The organism is Pseudomonas sp. S2_A02 (assembly GCF_054668495.1).
Map to the genome: position 1 here is coordinate 1,332,622 of NZ_CP162776.1, position 18,148 is coordinate 1,350,769.

Here is an 18,148-nt window from a genome sequence, read left to right on the forward strand (position 1 = left end):
CGCCCCAAGAGGCGAGCACCGTTGTGTTGCCAGAAGGACTACTTGGTAACCAGCTCTACCGGAGTTTCGATGACGCCGTTGACGCCGCTATCGACTGTCTCGCCTTTGATGATTTTCAGCGCAGTCTCAATGCCGAACACCGCTTGCCGGGCAGCAAACTGGTCGGCGGTGGCCAGGACGCGGCCGTCCTTAAGCATTGGCTTGATAGCATTGATGTTGTCGTAACCGACCACTTGCACCTTGCCGGCCTTGCCCGCCGCGCGCACAGCAGACACTGCGCCGACGGCCATGCTGTCGTTGCCGGCCAACAGGGCCTTGATGTTCGGGTACTCGCTGAGCATCGACGAGGCAACCTTGCCGCCCTTGTCGATTTCCCAATCGCCGGACTGCAGGGACACGACTTTGATCTGCGCTGCCTCCATCGCATCCTTGAAGCCCGCCGTGCGCTGCTGGGCGTTGGTGGTGGTGGAAACGCCTTCGATGATGCCGACTTCGTCACCGGCCTTCAGCTGTTTGGCCAAGTACTCACCCACCAGACGCGCACCTTTGCGGTTGTCCGGACCTACGAACGGAACGGTGATGTTCTTGCTTTTGACCACGGCGGGGTCAAGCTGGTTATCGATGTTGATCACGGTGATGCCGGCATCGACTGCTTTCTTGATGACCGGAACCATGGCCTTGGAATCTGCCGGGGCGATGACCAATGCATTGACTTTGGACAAAATCATTTGCTCGACGATGCGCGTCTGGCCAGCCGTGTCCGTTTCGTCCTTGATGCCGTTGGAGATCAATTCGAAGTCGCCGGAGTGGTCTTTCTGGTAAGCCTTGGCGCCGTCTTCCATGGTCAGGAAGAATTCGTTGGCCAAGGATTTCATGACCAATGCGACTTTAGGTTTTTCAGGGGTTTCGGCGAAAGCCGAAGAGACAGGCAGCGCGGCGGATGCGGCAGCCAGCATTGCGACAGCGAGAAGACGTCCAGCGAATGGCAGCTTCATGGGTTCACTCCGATCTTATGATTATTCTGAGCAACGCTGCGCTGGGATCCTGCCCCTCACGGGATCAAGCCATTAAGGACCACCGCGCAAACGTTTGCGTAGACCGAACTATGCGAACCCTGTCGAGATTTGTCAACGACCCGCTCTGTGCTTGGTTGGCAAAAGTCGACCCTTTTACATCACGCCGTCGTGCTGACCAGATTGCCGCTGCTGGAACCCTTGGCCAGCTCTTTGACCAGATTGCCTGTCACTTGCGCGAGCGCACCGCTGGTATCGGCGATTTGCCCCTGGATCGACATGACAGCGGTGGCTTTGGCTTCCGGAGTCGGATAATTCGCTGCCTGAGCGGCCGCCAGTTGTTGCTGCTGTTCGCGCAATTGCTGCTGCAGTTCCTGCATGCGCTTGAGCAATACCTGTACCGCAATACTTTGATTGCTGGTTTTTTCGGATTTGGTTTCGTTCTGAGTCTGCGCGCCGCCACCGGTCCTGACCTGGTTGTCGCTCCCCTCTTCTTCGCCCAGCGCTTGAGCCGAGGCGTCGGACGTCGCTTCACTCAAGGCGTTGATGGTCGCCGGGGACTTGCCAGCGATAGTGATTGCGCCTGCATTTGGAAAACCGACAGTAAACGACATGTGAACTCCTGAAAAAGATCCCTTTAAAGGAGCATCGACCTGCGCAGGGGATTCTTTAGCACTGATTTCCGATTTTGCAAGGCGACTTTCTCAATGAAGGTCGGAGAGCCGAACGTAAAAGCAGCACATGTTCGGAAACCCGGACGACCAAGTACCAATACTTTTCCAGACGCTTCAATAATTCATTTAAAAATCATAAAGTTAAAAGACCTTATTGTTGAATATCAGGCTGGTACAGATCCTGCTCTTCTTCTACACCCCCGGCATTCAGATCTGCTTGGGGCGCTTCTAGATGACCTGCATTCCGCACCGTCTCACTACTAGAGAAAACAATAATGAAATCTGCCTTCAACACTTTTATTCCGGGCGCTTTGGCCCTCTTGCTACTCCTTCCGACCGCCCTTCAGGCAAAAGAAGTCGAAACTCAACAGAAACTGGCAAACGTGGTGATCCTGGCCACCGGCGGCACCATTGCCGGCGCGGGAGCCAGCGCTGCTAATAGCGCCACCTATCAAGCGGCGAAAGTCGGTATCGAACAGTTGATCGCAGGGGTTCCGGAACTGAGCCAATTGGCCAACGTTCGCGGCGAACAGGTCATGCAGATCGCGTCCGAAAGCATCACCAACGACAACCTGCTGCAACTGGGCCGTCGGGTGGCTGAGTTGGCCGACAGCAATGACGTCGATGGCATTGTCATCACCCACGGCACCGACACGCTGGAAGAAACCGCTTACTTCCTCAACCTGGTGGAAAAAACCGATAAGCCGATCATCGTCGTAGGCTCCATGCGCCCTGGCACCGCCATGTCGGCTGACGGCATGCTCAATCTGTATAACGCCGTCGCCGTGGCCAGCAGCAAAGATGCGCGCGGCAAAGGCGTACTGGTGACCATGAACGATGAAATCCAGTCGGGTCGCGACGTCAGCAAAATGATCAACATCAAGACCGAGGCGTTCAAAAGTGCCTGGGGCCCACTGGGGATGGTGGTCGAAGGTAAATCCTACTGGTTCCGCCTGCCGGCCAAGCGCCACACTATGGACTCGGAATTCGACATCAAAACCATCAAGAGCCTGCCGGATGTCGAAATTGCGTACTCCTACGGCAACGTCAGCGACACCGCTTACAAAGCCCTGGCTCAGTCGGGCGCTAAAGCCATCATCCATGCCGGCACCGGCAATGGCTCGGTCTCGTCTCGGGTAGTTCCCGCCCTGCAAGCCCTGCGCAAGGACGGCGTGCAAATCATTCGTTCTTCCCACGTCAACGCCGGTGGTTTCGTACTGCGTAACGCCGAACAGCCTGACGACAAGTACGACTGGGTGGTGGCGCACGACCTGAACCCGCAAAAAGCCCGCATCCTGGCCATGGTCGCACTGACCAAGACCAACGACAGCAAAGAGCTGCAACGGATGTTCTGGGAATACTGATTCGCCCTCGCCCGACCTGTTCCGGGTCGGGCACCGCTGTCACCACCTCGCCAGCCTTGGTGAGTGGTTCACGACTTTTTCCGATAAAAAAAACCCCTTCGTCCTACACCAAACGGAAAAAACTACTGTCAGAGGATTTCTTGAATTTTAAGCAGTTGCGAAAATGCTTACAGTTAAATACTGTATGCACGTACAGCTTAATAAGGATAATTCCGTGGCCACTCCCTCAGCCTCTCCAGACGCCTATGAACGCCTGGGTATGCGCGTTCAGAAAATCATCAATTCCCCCACCGCTCAGAAAGCCAAAGCCGCACTGATCTTCCGTCTTCCGGACGAACCCGTGGATGAGTGGGAACGCTTGCTCGAAGAGATTGATGAGAACGACAACGTCACCCTCGCCCATCGCGACGACGGTGGTGTGCAGATTTTCTGGGTTGTGCCGAAGGAAGATTGAGTCAATGAGTGTCCGCTGGTTTGCTTTACTGCTTCTGTGCATAACCTTCGGCGCCCAGGCTGGCGCCCCACGCACCTTCAACGAAGCCAAGAAAGTCGCGTGGAAGTTGTACGCTCCGCAATCCACCGAGTTTTATTGCGGCTGCAAATACACCGGCAACCGTGTAAACCTCGCCGCCTGCGGTTATGTGCCGCGTAAAAATGCCAAACGCGCCTCGCGCATCGAGTGGGAGCACATCGTCCCGGCCTGGCAGATCGGCCATCAACGCGAATGCTGGCAACAAGGCGGTCGCAAGAACTGCACGCGGTACGATCCGATCTATCAGAAAGCCGAGGCCGATCTGCACAATCTGGTGCCGAGCATCGGCGAGGTGAATGGCGATCGCAGCAACTTCAGCTTCGGCTGGTTGCCGGTGCAAACCGGTCAATACGGCTCGTGTCTGACGCAGGTCGACTTCAAGGCAAAGAAGGTCATGCCCCGCCCTTCCATTCGCGGCATGATCGCCCGGACTTACTTCTACATGAGCAAGCAGTACGGCTTGCGCCTGTCAAAACAGGATCGGCAACTGTATGAAGCCTGGAACAAGACCTATCCGGTACAGACCTGGGAACGTCAGCGCAACCAGAGCGTGGCGTGCGTGATGGGGCGCGGCAACGAGTTTGTCGGCCCGGTAGACATGAAAGCCTGCGGCTGATCGACCGCTGAAAACACAAAGGCCTGGGGCATTACACCCCAGGCCTTTGTTCGTTTCTAACCGCTGTTTTTGTTTATTGAGCCGTCGGATGTTCGACCACCAGCGACTCGATATTCCTTTTCTTTGCCCGGGTAAGCGCTGCCGTCACCTCAGCTTGTTTGGCTTCTGCCTCGGTTTTCGAATTGAACGGCCCTATCAGGATACGAACCTTTCCGTTATCCCTGATGACGCTGGAAACGAAGCTATGCTCAATCAACCAGCCGCTCAGGTCGCTGACCGCCTGGGGCGTTTCGCCGCGCACCTCGACGTCCCATTGCGGACCGGTTGTCGCCGCGGGTGCGGAAGCGACTGTCGGTTGCGGCTTTTGCGCGTCAACCCCCTTACCCTCATCGCACCCGGCCAACGTCAATACTGCGATTACCAAGGCCATTTTGCGCACAACGCTTCCCTCTGGATGCTGAAAGCGGCGATTTTAACACTCATGGATCCTGTTCGAGCGCCGCAAAATGGGCGCAAAACAACGAGAATGATGGTTGCGGCCTCTGTATAGTTACGCCTTGGGAATTAATGCAGCATCTGCGCGTCAGAAAGAGGCACCCAAACTGCGAGACTTCGCACTAATCTATACCTATACCGACCTCTGCACTGTCCCAATCAGGTGCCCCACAAGCAATCAAGGAGAAAACCATGCTGATACTCACCCGCAAAGTCGGTGAAAGCATAAACATCGGTGACAACATTACGATCACCATTCTGGGCGTTAGCGGCCAGCAAGTCAGGATTGGCATCAACGCCCCGAAAGACGTTGCGGTGCATCGCGAAGAGATCTATCAACGCATTCAGGCCGGCCTGACCGCCCCAGACAAACCGCAAACACCCTGAATCCTGCAGTGGTCAGTAGCCAGCCCATTCAGCCTCGAATAACGGCTGGCTAGAGATTCAAGCACCACATCGCCCTCTGCCCAGCCTTGCGATACCGTCGCAACGTGGAGCCGATACTACCGCCCATCTCATGCCATGACTGTCAGACGTTTCGGATTTACTGCGAGAAAGGATCTCCTCCTTCCGGGGCTAACCAAACGTAACCCCACGCGCCATGCCTGCGGCAGCCACGACCATCAACATCAGCAGCAGCGCTTCGATATGACTGATACGGGCAAACAGCGTTGCGCGCCCGGTATCGATAGCCGCCCCACGCCCCAGCGCAATCCGCCATTTGATCAGCGTCACCATCGGCGCAATTTCAAGCAACAGAATAAGGACGAAGAGCGTCATTTTGAGATGAAACAGCGGTTGGTGAAGATAGTAATCAGTGCCTTTTTCATACCCGCCAAAGGCTCGCATCCCACCTGTGATCAAGAGAATGACTGCAGAGATCCCCCACAGATTATCTGCCACCAAAACGCTGCGCGCCTCTCCTGCACCGGCAGTCAAACGACGTAAAGCCGTGCCGCGAGTCAGTACCGCCCAGAAGCCCAGCGCAAAGGCCAACAGGTGAATCGCCGCCAGAAACCAGTGAGCCAGCATCGACATACTCCTTATAGACGAAGTTGAAACAGCCCTACAGTAGTAGTTCATTGGCGGGGATTTGCCCACGCACGTAGCTCCGCTGATTACCCACACATCAGGACGCCCCATACGCCGGTTGTTTTAACTTCATACTCAATTGGCAAATAGCGGGCACAAAAAAGCCGGGCTCCTGATGGATACCCGGCTTTGAGAACCCTGGATTTAATCCGTTCTTTTTGAAGTCGAAGTGCGAGCGTTGCTCAGTCCTTTAGCATTGTGATCGCCAGGCGTAGAGGTCGAAATGGCAGAGGCCTTCGTCACCCCTCGCGTATCCCGGGAATTCGCAATGCCCGAAGTCACTGAACCATGGCCGCTAACACCGCTAACACCATTACGATCGTTACCGTAGTGGTTGCCACTGAGACCATGGTCGCGGACGGCTTTGCCTACGTGATCACTGCTCAAGCCTGCGCCACGGCCATTGCTGCTGACGCCGCCAGAATGGCCGGAATTACCGCTGCCACCATGACCACCGCCGTTACCGCCACCGTTACCGCCACCATTGCCACCGCCGTTACCACCACCACCACCACCACCACCACCACCACCACCACCACCACCACCACCACCACCACCACCACCACCACCACCATCTTTCGCGTAGGCGGAACTCATGATGGACAGGTCAGCGGGCAATAATGGGGCGGCTGCAAGCATCAGCACGCAGGACATGACAGCTGCAAAACTCTTGTTTTTTAATAACATGGGTGGGTTCCGTGAGGTTGATATCGCACGAAGTAATTGACCGTTCCGGCCCCACACAGTTCAAAGGTTGACGACCAGCGGGCAGGCAATGTGCCGTTATCGAACGATGCACATTGCTCCCCGTAGTTTTACTGATCGTTATGCAGCGAGGGCGCGATTGGAATTTGTGGTTTCACCTCAATCGAATGCGCCATTGAGAACCTCATAGATGATCCCGGTAGCGATGGCCACCAGTATCAAGTCAGTGCCAGCCTGCCGCCACTCGTAGCCATCGTAATGGGGAAGCCTGCCGAGCAATCGGCCATCGAGTTTTTTGGCGATCCCCGGCGGTAACGGTTTTCCGCGGGCGAGATTTTTTTGAATGCCGGGTGGCAAGGCGGGCCCGGGGCTCCAGTAGTCGCGATAACCACCCACGACTCCAAGAACACTTCCGTGATTGATGCTCGGGCCGTGACTCCAATCGTCACCCCCTGAACCTTTGCCTTTGCTTCCATGGCTGGCGTTGCCATGGTCCTGGATGTTTTGTGGATTTCCCTTGCCGCTTCCCTGGCCCTTCCCGTTTCCCGGGTCGGCCAATGCAGTCATTGAACCGGACGCCAAGGCAAAACACGTCATAGCGGCAATCAACGAGCGAGATCTAAACATATCCGTTCTCTCAGAAAGGGGATGCCCCCTGCAATGTAGACGGTTATGGCTGTGTTAGTTCAGAAACTGTGTTCACTGGAGGTGGCGACAGGGCCAGATGGGAAAATCGAATGAACGGAGACATTCAGACATTGATAGGGCACGACGAAAAGAAGATCGAGTACCTGGAGGGAGGCGCCGAACTGGCGTTTTGAGCGGGGGTTTTGCAAAAGTTTTGCAAATCGCAGACAACAAAAAAGGGCCCACCTTTCGGTGAGCCCTTCTAGACCGCCCAGCAGAGCGGATTTTGTTTGGTAGGCGCGATTGGACTCGAACCAACGACCCCCACCATGTCAAGGTGGTGCTCTAACCAACTGAGCTACGTGCCTGCTGTGAGGCGGCATTCTACGGAATTCCGGAGGGGTGTCAACACCTTTTTTTCACCTAACCCTATGAATATGCAAAATATTTAATTTTGCTGTGGCAAAGAAGATTTTCCGCTGGCTGGCGGTCGTTTTTTAACTCGGGTAGGATCGATGCACTCGTAAAATATATTAAACAGAGGCTGCAGGATGGCGAACACTCCCTACCCAGAGTCCTATTACGCCGCATCGGCTAATGCAGCGCCGCCGCGCCCGGCCTTGCAGGATGATGTAGAGACTGATGTCTGTGTCATCGGCGCTGGTTATACCGGCCTGTCCTCTGCCCTGTTCCTGCTGGAAAACGGTTTTCGGGTAACGGTCCTGGAAACAGCCAAAGTGGGTTTTGGCGCATCGGGGCGCAACGGTGGCCAGATCGTTAACAGCTACAGCCGTGATATCGATGTGATCGAGCGCAGTGTCGGTCCCAAGCAAGCTCAGCTCCTGGGGCAAATGGCGTTCGAGGGCGCACGGATCATTCGTGAGCGGGTGGCCAAATACAACATCCAGTGCGACCTGAAGGACGGCGGTGTGTTCGCCGCCATTACCGCCAAGCAGATGGGCCATCTGGAATCCCAGAAGCGCCTGTGGGAACGTTTCGGTCATACGCAGCTTGAGCTATTGGATCAGCGACGCATCCGTGAAGTGGTGGCTTGCGATCAATACGTCGGCGGCATGCTCGACATGAGCGGCGGGCATATTCATCCGCTCAATCTTGTCTTGGGTGAAGCAGCCGCCGTGGAGTCGCTGGGCGGCACTATTTACGAGCAGTCGCCAGCGGTGCGCATCGAGCGCGGCGCCAATCCAGTGGTGCATACGCCTCAGGGCAAGGTCAGGGCCAAATTTATTATCGTCGCCGGCAACGCTTATATCGGCAATCTGGTGCCGGAGCTGGCGGCCAAGTCGATGCCCTGCGGGACTCAAGTGATCGCCACCGAGCCCTTGGGCGATGAATTGGCCAAGCGCCTGTTGCCTCAGGACTACTGCGTCGAAGACTGTAACTACCTGCTCGACTACTACCGTCTGAGCGCTGACAAACGCCTGATTTTCGGCGGCGGCGTAGTGTATGGCGCGCGGGATCCGGCGAACATCGAGGCGATCATTCGACCGAAGATGCTCAAGGCCTTCCCGCAGCTCAAGGATGTGAAAATCGATTACGCCTGGACCGGCAATTTCCTGCTGACCCTGTCGCGACTTCCCCAGGTCGGACGGCTGGGCGACAACATATACTATTCCCAGGGTTGCAGTGGCCATGGCGTGACGTATACGCACCTGGCGGGCAAAGTGCTGGCCGAGGCATTGCGTGGCCAGGCCGAACGCTTCGACGCCTTTGCCGATCTGCCCCACTACCCGTTCCCCGGCGGGCAATTGCTGCGTACACCGTTCGCTGCGTTGGGCGCCTGGTATTACGGATTGCGGGACAAGTTCGGATACTGACCGATAGATGTGAAAAGGGGCCGCTGAATGCGACTAGGAAACGTAGGAGCCAGGCTTGCCGGCGAAAGCGCAATTGATGACGCTTTCGCCGGCAAGCCTGGCTCCTACGAAAGGCGGTTCACTCAGAAGTCGATGGTTGCCGAAAGGAGGTAGGTGCGCGGGGTCGACAATGTCAAGCCAGGCTCGCTGTCATCCGAGGCCCCGGCCGAACTCCAGTAGCTTTTGTCCGCCACGTTCTCGACATTGGCACGCAGGGTAATGTTCTTTTCGTCGATCTTGAATGCGTAGCGTGCACCCACATCGAAACGCTCCCAGGAGTCGATTTCCTTGTTGTTGGACTGGTCCAGATACTGCGAGCTGGAATAGAGGCCGCGACTGGTCAGGGTCAGGCCCTGCACGGTCGGCACATCCCACTCGGCGCCCAGGTTGACGTTGTATTTCGGCGTGGCTGGCGCCCGGTTGCCGTCATAGGTGCCATTGGTGGTGTTGCTCAACTCACTGTCGATGTACATGACACCGCCGAGCAGGCGGAAACCATCGAGCGGTTCACCGAACACACTCAGTTCCACGCCCGTATTCTCGCGCTTGCCGTTCGGGCCGAAAACCCGGGTCGTGGCGTTGGTTTCATAGGCCGGCTGCTTGATCCGGAACACCGCGGCAGTCACGGCGAACGCACCCGCGTCATACTTGGCGCCGACCTCGACCTGTCGACTGATGAACGGCGGGAATATCTCGTCCTCGTTCACCGATGTTGATGGCGCAATCTTGCCCTGGCTCAGGCCTTCCATGTAGTTGGCATACAGCGACAGCTTATCGGTTGCCTTAAACAGGATGCCGCCCGACGGCGAAACCTTTTCCTCATCGTAGGCCGTGGCGCCTTTGACATCATCCGTCCAGTCGTCAACCTTCACGCGCTGCCAGCGGGCGCCCAGGGTCAGCAACAGCCGGTCATCGAAGAAGCCCAGAGTGTCGGACAACGCCACGCCGCTGAAGCGGTTCTCGGTGTAGACCTTCGAATCGAGTCGAGTGGGTCTCGCAGGTGTTGGTGTTTCCACGGGGTCGTAGAGGTTGCTGCGGGCCGCGGCATAACGGGCGCCGCCATTTTCGAAGTCCATGTAGAAATAGCTGGCGGCCAGGTTGACCTCATGGCTCACCGGACCGGTATGAAACCAGCTGCGCACCCCTGCCGTGGCCGTCCGGACATTTTCGTCACGGGTGAAGTCACGGGGCTGAACGCTGAAATCGCCGGCATCATTGGTGACCGCAACGGCATGCCGGAGGAAGTCATGATTGCTTTTACGCGCGCCCACGCCGCCGTACAGCATGACCGAATCACTGACATCGAATTCGCCGTTCACCGCTCCGAAAGTGTCGTTGGTGCTCGCCTTGCTCCAGGGCTGCGCATAGTTGTCGCGCACATCGTTCGCATTCGGCACCTTGGCATTGGCGCCAACCTGCACGCGTTCCTGCGGGGCGTCGGTATCACGCTCGGTGCGCCCGATGTCCGTCGAGAGTCGCAGACGCTCACCGCGAAAATCCAGGCCCAGCACAGCCATCTCGCGGTCGACACTCTGGTGATCCCATTCGGTGTCGCCGGACTGCTTCACGCCGTTGAAACGGATACCGAACTTGTTGTCTTCACCAAAGCGCCGACCGACATCCACGGCACCGCCGACCTGGTTGTCGGAAGCGTAGCTACCGGTAAACGAAGTGATGGGCTTGTCGGTCGCGCGCTTGGGCACCACGTTGATCCCGCCACCCACACTGCCCCGCGGCGAGATGCCGTTGATGAGCTGGCTCGGGCCCTTGATGATGTCGACGCGGTCAGCCATCTCCATGTCGATCGTATAGGTCGGCAGGACTCCGTAGAGACCGTTGTAGGCGACATCACTGTTGAACAGGCTGAGCCCGCGAATGGTGAACTGCTCATAACGCCCACCCGCCGGGTTGGTGGCGCGAACCGAGGGATCGCTGGCGATCAGGTCGCCCAAGGTACGAGCCTGAAGGTTTTTGACCGCCTCACCGGTGTAGGTGGTCATGCTGAACGGCGTTTCCATGAAATCTTTCGAGCCCAGCAAGCCTTGCGAACCGCGGCGCGCGACTTGGCCGCCGGCATACACCTCACCGTCCGCCCCGCCCGTGGCACCGAGAATCGAGGTGGGGGCCAGTTGCAGGCTGCTGCCTTCTGGCGCCGGGGTCAGGATGTAGGCTTGCTCGCCCACCAGTTGCAATTGCAGACCGGAACCCTGCAACAGCCGGGCAAAGCCCTCCTCGACCGCGTATTCGCCGGAAAGACCAGGACTGGTGCGACCGCCCACCAGTGCCGGGTCGACCGAGAGATTGACGCCAGACAGACCGGCAAACCGGGTCAACGCATCGCTCAAGCTGCCGGCAGGCACCTGATAATTGCGCCGGGCACTGTCTTCGGCCCAACTGGCAGTGATGAACAACGGACTGGCACTCAGGCCCAGCAACAGGCTCAAGTGCAACAACGGACGCAAGCGGGAAGAAGCCGGGCGCGGACAGCAAGGTATTACTGCGGGCATTGATAGAGTTCTCTTGATTCGTTCACATGCCTTGAATGACAAGCGAGTCGAAAAAAGGGGACAGGCTTCACACACTATTTTTGCGCGGCAGCAACGTCACCCAATAACGGGTACGTGAATGCACCTCCAGCGGCAGGCTGGCCGCGAGCAACGCGAGGACGCGATCAGTGTCGTCCAGGCGGAAACTGCCTGTGACACGCAACGCTTCAAGCTCCGGCTCCCAACGCAGCACACCCGGTCGATAAGTGCTGAGTTCGCGCAGGAAATCTCCCAGCGGCTGGTTTTTCGCCATCAGCACGCCCTCTCGCCAACCCGGCGCAAGCACATCGAATGGGCTGATCGGCCCGACACCGATTGCTTGAAGACTGACTTGTTGACCACTGCGCAAAGCCAACGCCGGCCCCTGCAAGGGCTGCAATTGCACGGCGCCGCCGTACACCGACACGCGGCAACCGCGCGCCGCCTGTCGAACACAGACTTCGCTTTGGCTGACGATGATCTGTCCAAATTCCGTTTGGATCGTCAACGGTGACGCGCTTGGCACCTTCAGCGACAGCTCACCCTCAATCAGCTTCAAGCGACGGCTTTGCAAATCCACATCGACGGCACTGGCCGTGTTGAGTTGCAAGGAACTGCCATCAGCGAGCTGCACCTGTTTGCGCTCCCCGGTGGCCGTATGCAGATCGGCTCGCCAGACATCCAGGGGCAATTGTCGGCTAATCAGCCAAGCCGCCGGCACCAACGCCACCGCACCCAATACACGCTTGAGCACCACACGCCGACCCGGCTCGGGACGATCCAGACTTTTGAGCGCCAACGCTGAAGGCAGCTCAGCAAACCGCTGACGCAAGGCTTGAGCCTTCTGCCAGGCCTGCTCGTGACTGACGCAACTGTCGCGCCAACGCTGCAGATTCGCATGATCCCGCTCACTGGCACTTCCAGATTCCAGCAAGGCGAGCCACTGCGCGGCAGCTCGCACCGCCTGACGGGCATCGGGCACTGGACTGTTCACAGTTCCACCAACAGGCAATGCTCATAGGCTTGCGCCATGTAGCGTTTGATCGTGCGCTCCGATACCCGCAGGCGCTCGGCGATTTGCTGATAGTTCAAGCCTTCCAGCTGACTCCAGAGAAACACCCTGCGCACTGCCGCCGGCAATCCATCGAGCAGTTCATCCAGGGCTTGCAGGGTTTCGAGCAACAACCAGCGCTGCTCGGGCGACGGCATACAGTCTTCCGGCAACGCCGCCAGCGCCGTCAGATAAGTCTGCTCGAGGCTTCGACGCTTATAGAAATTACTCAGCAGGCGTTTGCCCACCGTCAGCAGATAGGCACGGGGCTCTTGCAGATCGGCAATTCGTTGAGAGCTGGCGAGTAAACGCAGGAACGTATCCTGACTGAGGTCCGCCGCATCACAGCCATTGCCCATGCGTCTTCTCAACCAGCCTTCCAGCCAGCCACGGTGATCGCGGTACAGGTCGTGGAAGGTTTGCTCCTTCGGCATCGCCACATCACTCATCTCAAGAAGCCCTGTGCCAAGGAGTTATCGTAAATGAGAGTGATTCTAATTAATGTAGGAACTGGGAACCAAGTGCTTTATGCAATTGGGGCGCAGAAAGGTTGGGCGGGAAGGAAATGAGAGAGGAAAAGCCAAATCGCAGACACAAAAAACCCCGGTCTTTCGACCAGGGTCTTTGCTATCGACTCGAAACAGACACTGGCGTTACCAGCGCTTGCTTCGTAGCTCCAAGGCGTTCAGTGGGCCTTGAGGCAGATATGGCGCAGCGGACGGGACTCGAACCCGCGACCCCCGGCGTGACAGGCCGGTATTCTAACCGACTGAACTACCGCTGCGTATCGCTTTGGACTTTCGCCCAAGTAACTCGTCTGATTGAAAACTCAGAAGCTTTTCAATCTCGAACCAGATAAATCTGACTCGGAAAATATGGCGCAGCGGACGGGACTCGAACCCGCGACCCCCGGCGTGACAGGCCGGTATTCTAACCGACTGAACTACCGCTGCGCGTCGGTGGAGGCTTTTAAAAGCTTCCATCTTGCTTTCGCAAGACTCTCGGAAGTGGTGGGTGATGACGGGATCGAACCGCCGACATTCTGCTTGTAAGGCAGACGCTCTCCCAGCTGAGCTAATCACCCGTTTGCATCTCCGAGGCCGCGAAATTTACGCAGGTACCGAAGCTAAGTCAATACCCCGCTTGAAGTTTTTCTGAAAAAGACAAAATTGTGTCCTTCCGAACGAGGTCGACAACCGTCAGACCGCTTTCGCGAGCAGGCTCGCTCCCACAGTGGACCGCGTTTCTTCGGGCAACATGCTTTCTAATGTGGGAGCGAGCCTGCTCGCGATGATGGCGGCACATTCAACATCAATGCTCGAGACAGCGCCCGCCCTATTACTCGCTGTAAATCATCTTCTTGGTCATGCCACCATCGACCACGAACTCCTGACCCGTGACGAACCCGGCGTTCTTGGACAGCAACCACGCCACCATCGCCGCCACGTCCTCGACCGTCCCCACCCTGCCCGCCGGATGCTGCGCATGATCGGCGTCGGTCAGCGGTTCGGCACGCCGTGCCGCGGGATCTCGCGCGTCGATCCAGCCTGGACTGACTGCGTTAACGCGAATTTCCGGCCCTAAGCTGATGGCCAAGGCGTGAGTCAGGGCCAACAGACCGCCCTTGCTCGCCGCATAAGCCTCTGTGTCGGGTTCCGACTGTGCGGCACGGGTCGAGGCCAGATTGACGATGGCGCCGCTGTGAGCGCGCAGGTACGGCGCACAGTGCTTGGCCAACAGCATCGGCCCGCTGAGGTTCACCGCCAGCACCCGGTTCCAGTAGGCCAGATCGAGGCTTTCCAGTGTGATGTTGTGCGGGTCGGCCACCGCCGCATTGCACACCAGCGCATCCAGACGCCCGAACTGTCCCAGCACCTCGGCCACGCCCAGTGCCACCTGCGCTTCATTCGCGACGTCCATGGCGATGAACCAGGCGTTTTCGCCGAGCACCTTCGCCACTTTCGAACCGCGCTCCCGATCCAGATCGGTCAGCACCACCTGCCAGCCTTCGCTGATCAGCCAAGCCGCGATCCCCAGACCGATGCCGCGCGCAGCACCGGTGACCAGCGCGACGCGGCCATGGGTGCCCGTGGTCGGCGTCGACAACTCGATCACAAGGCAGCCAACCCGCGCGCCAGATCGGCCTGCAGGTCTGCCACGTCTTCCAGACCGACCGCAACGCGGATCAGGCTGTCACGGATCCCTGCCGCTTCACGCTCTTGCGGCGCGAGACGGCCGTGAGAGGTGGTGCTCGGGTGCGTGATGGTGGTTTTACTGTCGCCCAGGTTGGCGGTAATGGAGATCAGGCGAGTCGCATCGATAAAGCGCCAGGCGCCCTCTTTGCCGCCCTTGACCTCGAAACTCACGACCGCACCGAAACCCTTCTGCTGACGCTGGGCCAGTTCGTGCTGTGGATGGCTCTTGAGACCGGCGTAATGGACTTTCTCGATACCGTCCTGCTGCTCCAGCCATTCGGCGAGTTGCTGGGCATTGGCGCAGTGCGCCTTCATGCGCAGGCTCAGCGTTTCCAGCCCCTTGAGGAAGATCCAGGCGTTGAACGGGCTCAGGGTTGGCCCGGCAGTACGCAGGAAACCGACGACTTCTTTCATCTGCTCGCTACGACCGGCCACCACGCCGCCCATGCAACGGCCTTGGCCGTCGATGAACTTGGTCGCCGAGTGCACGACGATGTCCGCGCCCAGCTTCAACGGCTGCTGCAACGCAGGGGTGCAGAAGCAGTTATCGACCACCAGCATCGTGCCCTTGGCATGAGCAATTTCCGACAGCGCCTTGATGTCGACCAGCTCGGCCAGCGGGTTGGACGGCGACTCGACGAACAACAATTTAGTGTTGGCCTTGATCGCCGCATCCCAGCCGGACAAGTCCGCCAAGGGCACGTAATCGACTTCGATGCCGAAGCGCTTGAAGTACTTTTCGAACAGGCTGATGGTCGAGCCGAACACGCTGCGCGAGACCAGAACATGGTCCCCGGCGCTGCACAGGCTCATTACCACTGCCATGATCGCAGCCATGCCAGTGGCAGTGGCCACGGCTTGCTCGGCGCTTTCCAGCGCGGCAATACGCTCTTCGAACGCGCGCACGGTCGGGTTGGTGTAGCGCGAGTAAACGTTGCCCGGCACTTCACCGGCAAAGCGTGCGGCCGCGTCGGCAGCGGTACGGAAGACGTAGCTGGAAGTGAAGAACATCGGATCACCGTGTTCGCCTTCCGGCGTGCGGTGCTGACCGGCGCGTACGGCCAGGGTATCGAACGCTACGCCTTCTAGGTCGCTGTCCAGCCGACCGGCATCCCAATCCTGACTCATGCTGTCACTCCTTGCCCTGCTCTTGATTTAGAGAGTCTGTAGTAGATACAAAACCGGCCCCTAGGGGCCGGTAGTTACTCAGTTGTTGTACAGATCAATGATCGCACTGACTGCCTGGGTCTTGACCTTGGAGGCATCGTTGCGTGCCTGCTCGATCTTGTTCAGGTAAGCCTCGTCGACGTCACCGGTGACGTACTGGCCGTCGAACACCGCGCAATCGAATTTCTCGATCTTGATCTTGCCGCCACCGACCGCTTCGATCAAGTCAGGCAGATCCTGATAGATCAACCAGTCGGCGCCAATCAGGTCGGCAACGTCCTGGGTCGAACGGTTGTGGGCGATCAGCTCGTGAGCGCTTGGCATGTCGATGCCGTAGACGTTCGGGTAACGCACGGCCGGTGCCGCGGAGCAGAAGTAGACGTTTTTGGCGCCAGCTTCGCGAGCCATCTGGATGATCTGCTTGCAGGTGGTGCCGCGAACGATGGAGTCGTCTACCAGCATCACGTTCTTGCCGCGGAATTCCAGCTCAATGGCGTTGAGCTTCTGGCGTACGGATTTTTTCCGTGCAGCCTGACCCGGCATGATGAAAGTCCGGCCGATGTAGCGGTTCTTCACGAAGCCTTCGCGGAACTTGACGCCCAAGTGGTTCGCCAACTCCAGGGCCGCGGTGCGGCTGGTGTCCGGAATCGGGATGACCACGTCAATGTCGTGATCCGGACGCTCGCGCAGGATCTTCTCGGCAAGCTTCTCGCCCATGCGCAGGCGGGCCTTGTAGACCGAGACGCCGTCAATGATCGAGTCCGGACGCGCCAGGTAGACGTGTTCGAAAATGCACGGAGTCAGCGACGGGTTGGTCGCGCACTGACGGGTGTGCAGCTTGCCGTCTTCAGTGATGTAGACCGCTTCGCCCGGTGCCAGGTCGCGAATCAGGGTGAAACCGAGCACGTCCAGCGAAACGCTTTCGGAGGCGATCATGTACTCGACGCCTTCGTCGGTATGACGCTGGCCGAAGACGATCGGGCGGATGCCGTGCGGATCGCGGAAACCGACGATGCCGTAACCGGTCACCATCGCCACGACCGCGTAACCACCGACGCAACGGTTGTGCACGTCGGTGACGGCAGCGAACACGTCTTCTTCGGTCGGCTGCAACTTGCCGCGCTGGGCCAGCTCGTGTGCGAACACGTTGAGCAGTACTTCCGAATCAGAGTTGGTGTTGACGTGGCGCAGGTCAGATTCGTAAATCTCCTTGGCCAATTGTTCAACGTTAGTCAGGTTACCGTTGTGCGCCAAAGTGATGCCGTACGGCGAGTTGACGTAAAACGGTTGAGCTTCGGCCGAAGTCGAGCTGCCCGCGGTCGGGTAACGCACATGGCCGATGCCCATGTGACCGACCAGGCGCTGCATGTGACGCTGATGGAACACGTCACGTACCAGGCCATTGTCCTTGCGCAGGAATAACCGGCCATCATGGCTGGTCACGATACCGGCAGCGTCCTGGCCGCGGTGCTGGAGGACGGTTAGCGCGTCATACAGCGCCTGATTGACGTTCGACTTACCGACGATACCGACGATGCCACACATGCGACGCAACCCCTACTTAATGGATCTGAACTGAACACAACTCACTGAGGCGTTTTGGCCGTCGGCAAGAGGTGCTCCTTGAACGGTATATCAGCGGGTACGCTGATTCCGCTGGCAAGCCACTGACTGCTCCACCCAAGGATCAGGTTTTTGGACCAGTCTGCGACCAATAGAAATTTTGGCACGAGCTGTGATTCTTTCCACCACCCGTCCTGCTGTACCGGCCCCAGGCTCAACAGCCCGACCGCCACAACCACCAGCAACACGCCACGCGCTGCGCCGAAGGCCATGCCGAGAAATCGATCGGTCCCGGATAGCCCGGTGACGCGAACCAATTCGCCGATAAGATAATTGATCATTGCGCCTACTATTAAAGTGGCGACAAACATGATGGCACAGCCCGTGATCACACGAGCCGACGGCGTTTCGATGTATCCGCCGAGGTACTCGGACAATGAACCACCGAACATCCAGGCAACGGCTCCTGCGATGATCCAGGTCAGCAGCGAGAGTGCTTCTTTGACGAAGCCGCGGCTAAGACTGATCAAAGCGGAGATGGCGACGATTGCAACGATCGCCCAATCAACCCAGGTAAATGGCACAGTGCAGCCTACAGACAGATAAGGCGGCGCATTTTAGCAGAGCCCATGGCTATCGGTAAGCTGAGATTGTC

General features: G+C 58.1%; 18 protein-coding genes and 4 tRNA genes. 5 read left to right on the forward strand and 17 right to left on the reverse strand.

What is annotated here, in order from left to right:
* Positions 1-38: 38 nt before the first annotated feature.
* On the reverse strand, positions 39-995 hold the full coding sequence (locus AB4O41_RS05960; RefSeq protein WP_123356334.1) for a sugar ABC transporter substrate-binding protein: 957 nt from the start codon (positions 993-995) through the stop codon (positions 39-41).
* Positions 996-1,174: 179 nt separating this feature from the next.
* The gene (locus AB4O41_RS05965; protein ID WP_460146675.1) at positions 1,175-1,627 is read right to left on the reverse strand and encodes a hypothetical protein; all 453 of its coding nucleotides are present in this window, start codon (positions 1,625-1,627) and stop codon (positions 1,175-1,177) included.
* A gap of 335 nt (positions 1,628-1,962) precedes the next feature.
* Between AB4O41_RS05965 and AB4O41_RS05970 the strand changes: the two genes are divergently transcribed.
* The 3 genes from AB4O41_RS05970 (at position 1,963) to AB4O41_RS05980 (ending at position 4,199) form a co-directional block, all read left to right on the forward strand.
* On the forward strand, positions 1,963-3,051 hold the full coding sequence (locus AB4O41_RS05970) for an asparaginase (protein WP_201059996.1): 1,089 nt from the start codon (positions 1,963-1,965) through the stop codon (positions 3,049-3,051).
* 163 nt (positions 3,052-3,214) lie between these two features.
* Positions 3,215-3,505: a DUF1654 domain-containing protein gene (locus tag AB4O41_RS05975; protein ID WP_460146676.1), complete on the forward strand. Its 291-nt coding sequence runs from the start codon at positions 3,215-3,217 to the stop codon at positions 3,503-3,505.
* A 4-nt stretch (positions 3,506-3,509) separates the two neighbouring features.
* The gene (locus AB4O41_RS05980) at positions 3,510-4,199 is read left to right on the forward strand and encodes an endonuclease (RefSeq protein WP_367372108.1); all 690 of its coding nucleotides are present in this window, start codon (positions 3,510-3,512) and stop codon (positions 4,197-4,199) included.
* Positions 4,200-4,272: 73 nt separating this feature from the next.
* Here the strand turns inward: AB4O41_RS05980 and AB4O41_RS05985 are convergent, their stop codons facing one another.
* On the reverse strand, positions 4,273-4,638 hold the full coding sequence (locus AB4O41_RS05985; RefSeq protein WP_367372109.1) for an SPOR domain-containing protein: 366 nt from the start codon (positions 4,636-4,638) through the stop codon (positions 4,273-4,275).
* Between the two features lie 248 nt (positions 4,639-4,886).
* Between AB4O41_RS05985 and csrA the strand changes: the two genes are divergently transcribed.
* Positions 4,887-5,081: a carbon storage regulator CsrA gene (gene csrA, locus AB4O41_RS05990; RefSeq protein WP_007905913.1), complete on the forward strand. Its 195-nt coding sequence runs from the start codon at positions 4,887-4,889 to the stop codon at positions 5,079-5,081.
* A 189-nt stretch (positions 5,082-5,270) separates the two neighbouring features.
* Here the strand turns inward: csrA and AB4O41_RS05995 are convergent, their stop codons facing one another.
* From AB4O41_RS05995 to AB4O41_RS06010, 4 genes are all read right to left on the reverse strand, one after another.
* Positions 5,271-5,726 carry a DUF2214 family protein gene (locus AB4O41_RS05995; protein ID WP_460146677.1) on the reverse strand — a complete coding sequence of 152 codons (456 nt, stop codon included), beginning with the start codon at positions 5,724-5,726 and terminating at the stop codon, positions 5,271-5,273.
* A gap of 204 nt (positions 5,727-5,930) precedes the next feature.
* Positions 5,931-6,473, reverse strand: a complete 543-nt coding sequence (locus tag AB4O41_RS06000; protein WP_460146678.1) for a hypothetical protein — start codon at positions 6,471-6,473, stop codon at positions 5,931-5,933.
* Positions 6,474-6,650: 177 nt separating this feature from the next.
* Positions 6,651-7,118, reverse strand: coding sequence for an anti-virulence regulator CigR family protein (locus tag AB4O41_RS06005; protein WP_460146679.1), 468 nt, complete (start codon positions 7,116-7,118; stop codon positions 6,651-6,653).
* A 291-nt stretch (positions 7,119-7,409) separates the two neighbouring features.
* Positions 7,410-7,486, reverse strand: a tRNA-Val gene (locus tag AB4O41_RS06010).
* Between the two features lie 183 nt (positions 7,487-7,669).
* Here AB4O41_RS06010 and AB4O41_RS06015 point away from each other — a divergent pair.
* Positions 7,670-8,953: an NAD(P)/FAD-dependent oxidoreductase gene (locus tag AB4O41_RS06015; protein ID WP_460146680.1), complete on the forward strand. Its 1,284-nt coding sequence runs from the start codon at positions 7,670-7,672 to the stop codon at positions 8,951-8,953.
* 122 nt (positions 8,954-9,075) lie between these two features.
* Here AB4O41_RS06015 and AB4O41_RS06020 read toward each other — a convergent pair whose 3' ends face one another.
* The 10 genes from AB4O41_RS06020 to AB4O41_RS06065 all read right to left on the reverse strand — a co-directional run bounded on the left by AB4O41_RS06020 (position 9,076) and on the right by AB4O41_RS06065 (position 18,077).
* Positions 9,076-11,499, reverse strand: coding sequence for a TonB-dependent siderophore receptor (locus AB4O41_RS06020; RefSeq protein ID WP_460146681.1), 2,424 nt, complete (start codon positions 11,497-11,499; stop codon positions 9,076-9,078).
* Positions 11,500-11,566: 67 nt separating this feature from the next.
* Positions 11,567-12,511 carry a FecR domain-containing protein gene (locus tag AB4O41_RS06025; RefSeq protein ID WP_460146682.1) on the reverse strand — a complete coding sequence of 315 codons (945 nt, stop codon included), beginning with the start codon at positions 12,509-12,511 and terminating at the stop codon, positions 11,567-11,569.
* Complete coding sequence (locus AB4O41_RS06030) at positions 12,508-13,017, reverse strand: sigma-70 family RNA polymerase sigma factor (protein ID WP_460146683.1); 510 nt, start codon at positions 13,015-13,017, stop codon at positions 12,508-12,510. The genes AB4O41_RS06025 and AB4O41_RS06030 overlap by 4 nt, the downstream gene beginning before the upstream one ends.
* A 258-nt stretch (positions 13,018-13,275) precedes the next feature.
* A tRNA-Asp gene (locus tag AB4O41_RS06035) sits at positions 13,276-13,352 on the reverse strand.
* A 92-nt stretch (positions 13,353-13,444) separates the two neighbouring features.
* Positions 13,445-13,521, reverse strand: a tRNA-Asp gene (locus AB4O41_RS06040).
* A gap of 55 nt (positions 13,522-13,576) precedes the next feature.
* Positions 13,577-13,652, reverse strand: a tRNA-Val gene (locus AB4O41_RS06045).
* 254 nt (positions 13,653-13,906) lie between these two features.
* Entirely contained in the window at positions 13,907-14,683 is a 777-nt protein-coding gene (locus AB4O41_RS06050; RefSeq protein ID WP_008007225.1) for an SDR family oxidoreductase, read from the reverse strand.
* Entirely contained in the window at positions 14,680-15,891 is a 1,212-nt protein-coding gene (locus AB4O41_RS06055) for an O-succinylhomoserine sulfhydrylase (protein ID WP_048395135.1), read from the reverse strand. The genes AB4O41_RS06050 and AB4O41_RS06055 overlap by 4 nt, the downstream gene beginning before the upstream one ends.
* A gap of 78 nt (positions 15,892-15,969) precedes the next feature.
* Positions 15,970-17,475: an amidophosphoribosyltransferase gene (gene purF / locus AB4O41_RS06060; RefSeq protein ID WP_007905939.1), complete on the reverse strand. Its 1,506-nt coding sequence runs from the start codon at positions 17,473-17,475 to the stop codon at positions 15,970-15,972.
* 41 nt (positions 17,476-17,516) lie between these two features.
* Positions 17,517-18,077, reverse strand: a complete 561-nt coding sequence (locus AB4O41_RS06065) for a CvpA family protein (protein ID WP_460146684.1) — start codon at positions 18,075-18,077, stop codon at positions 17,517-17,519.
* Positions 18,078-18,148 lie beyond the last annotated feature (71 nt).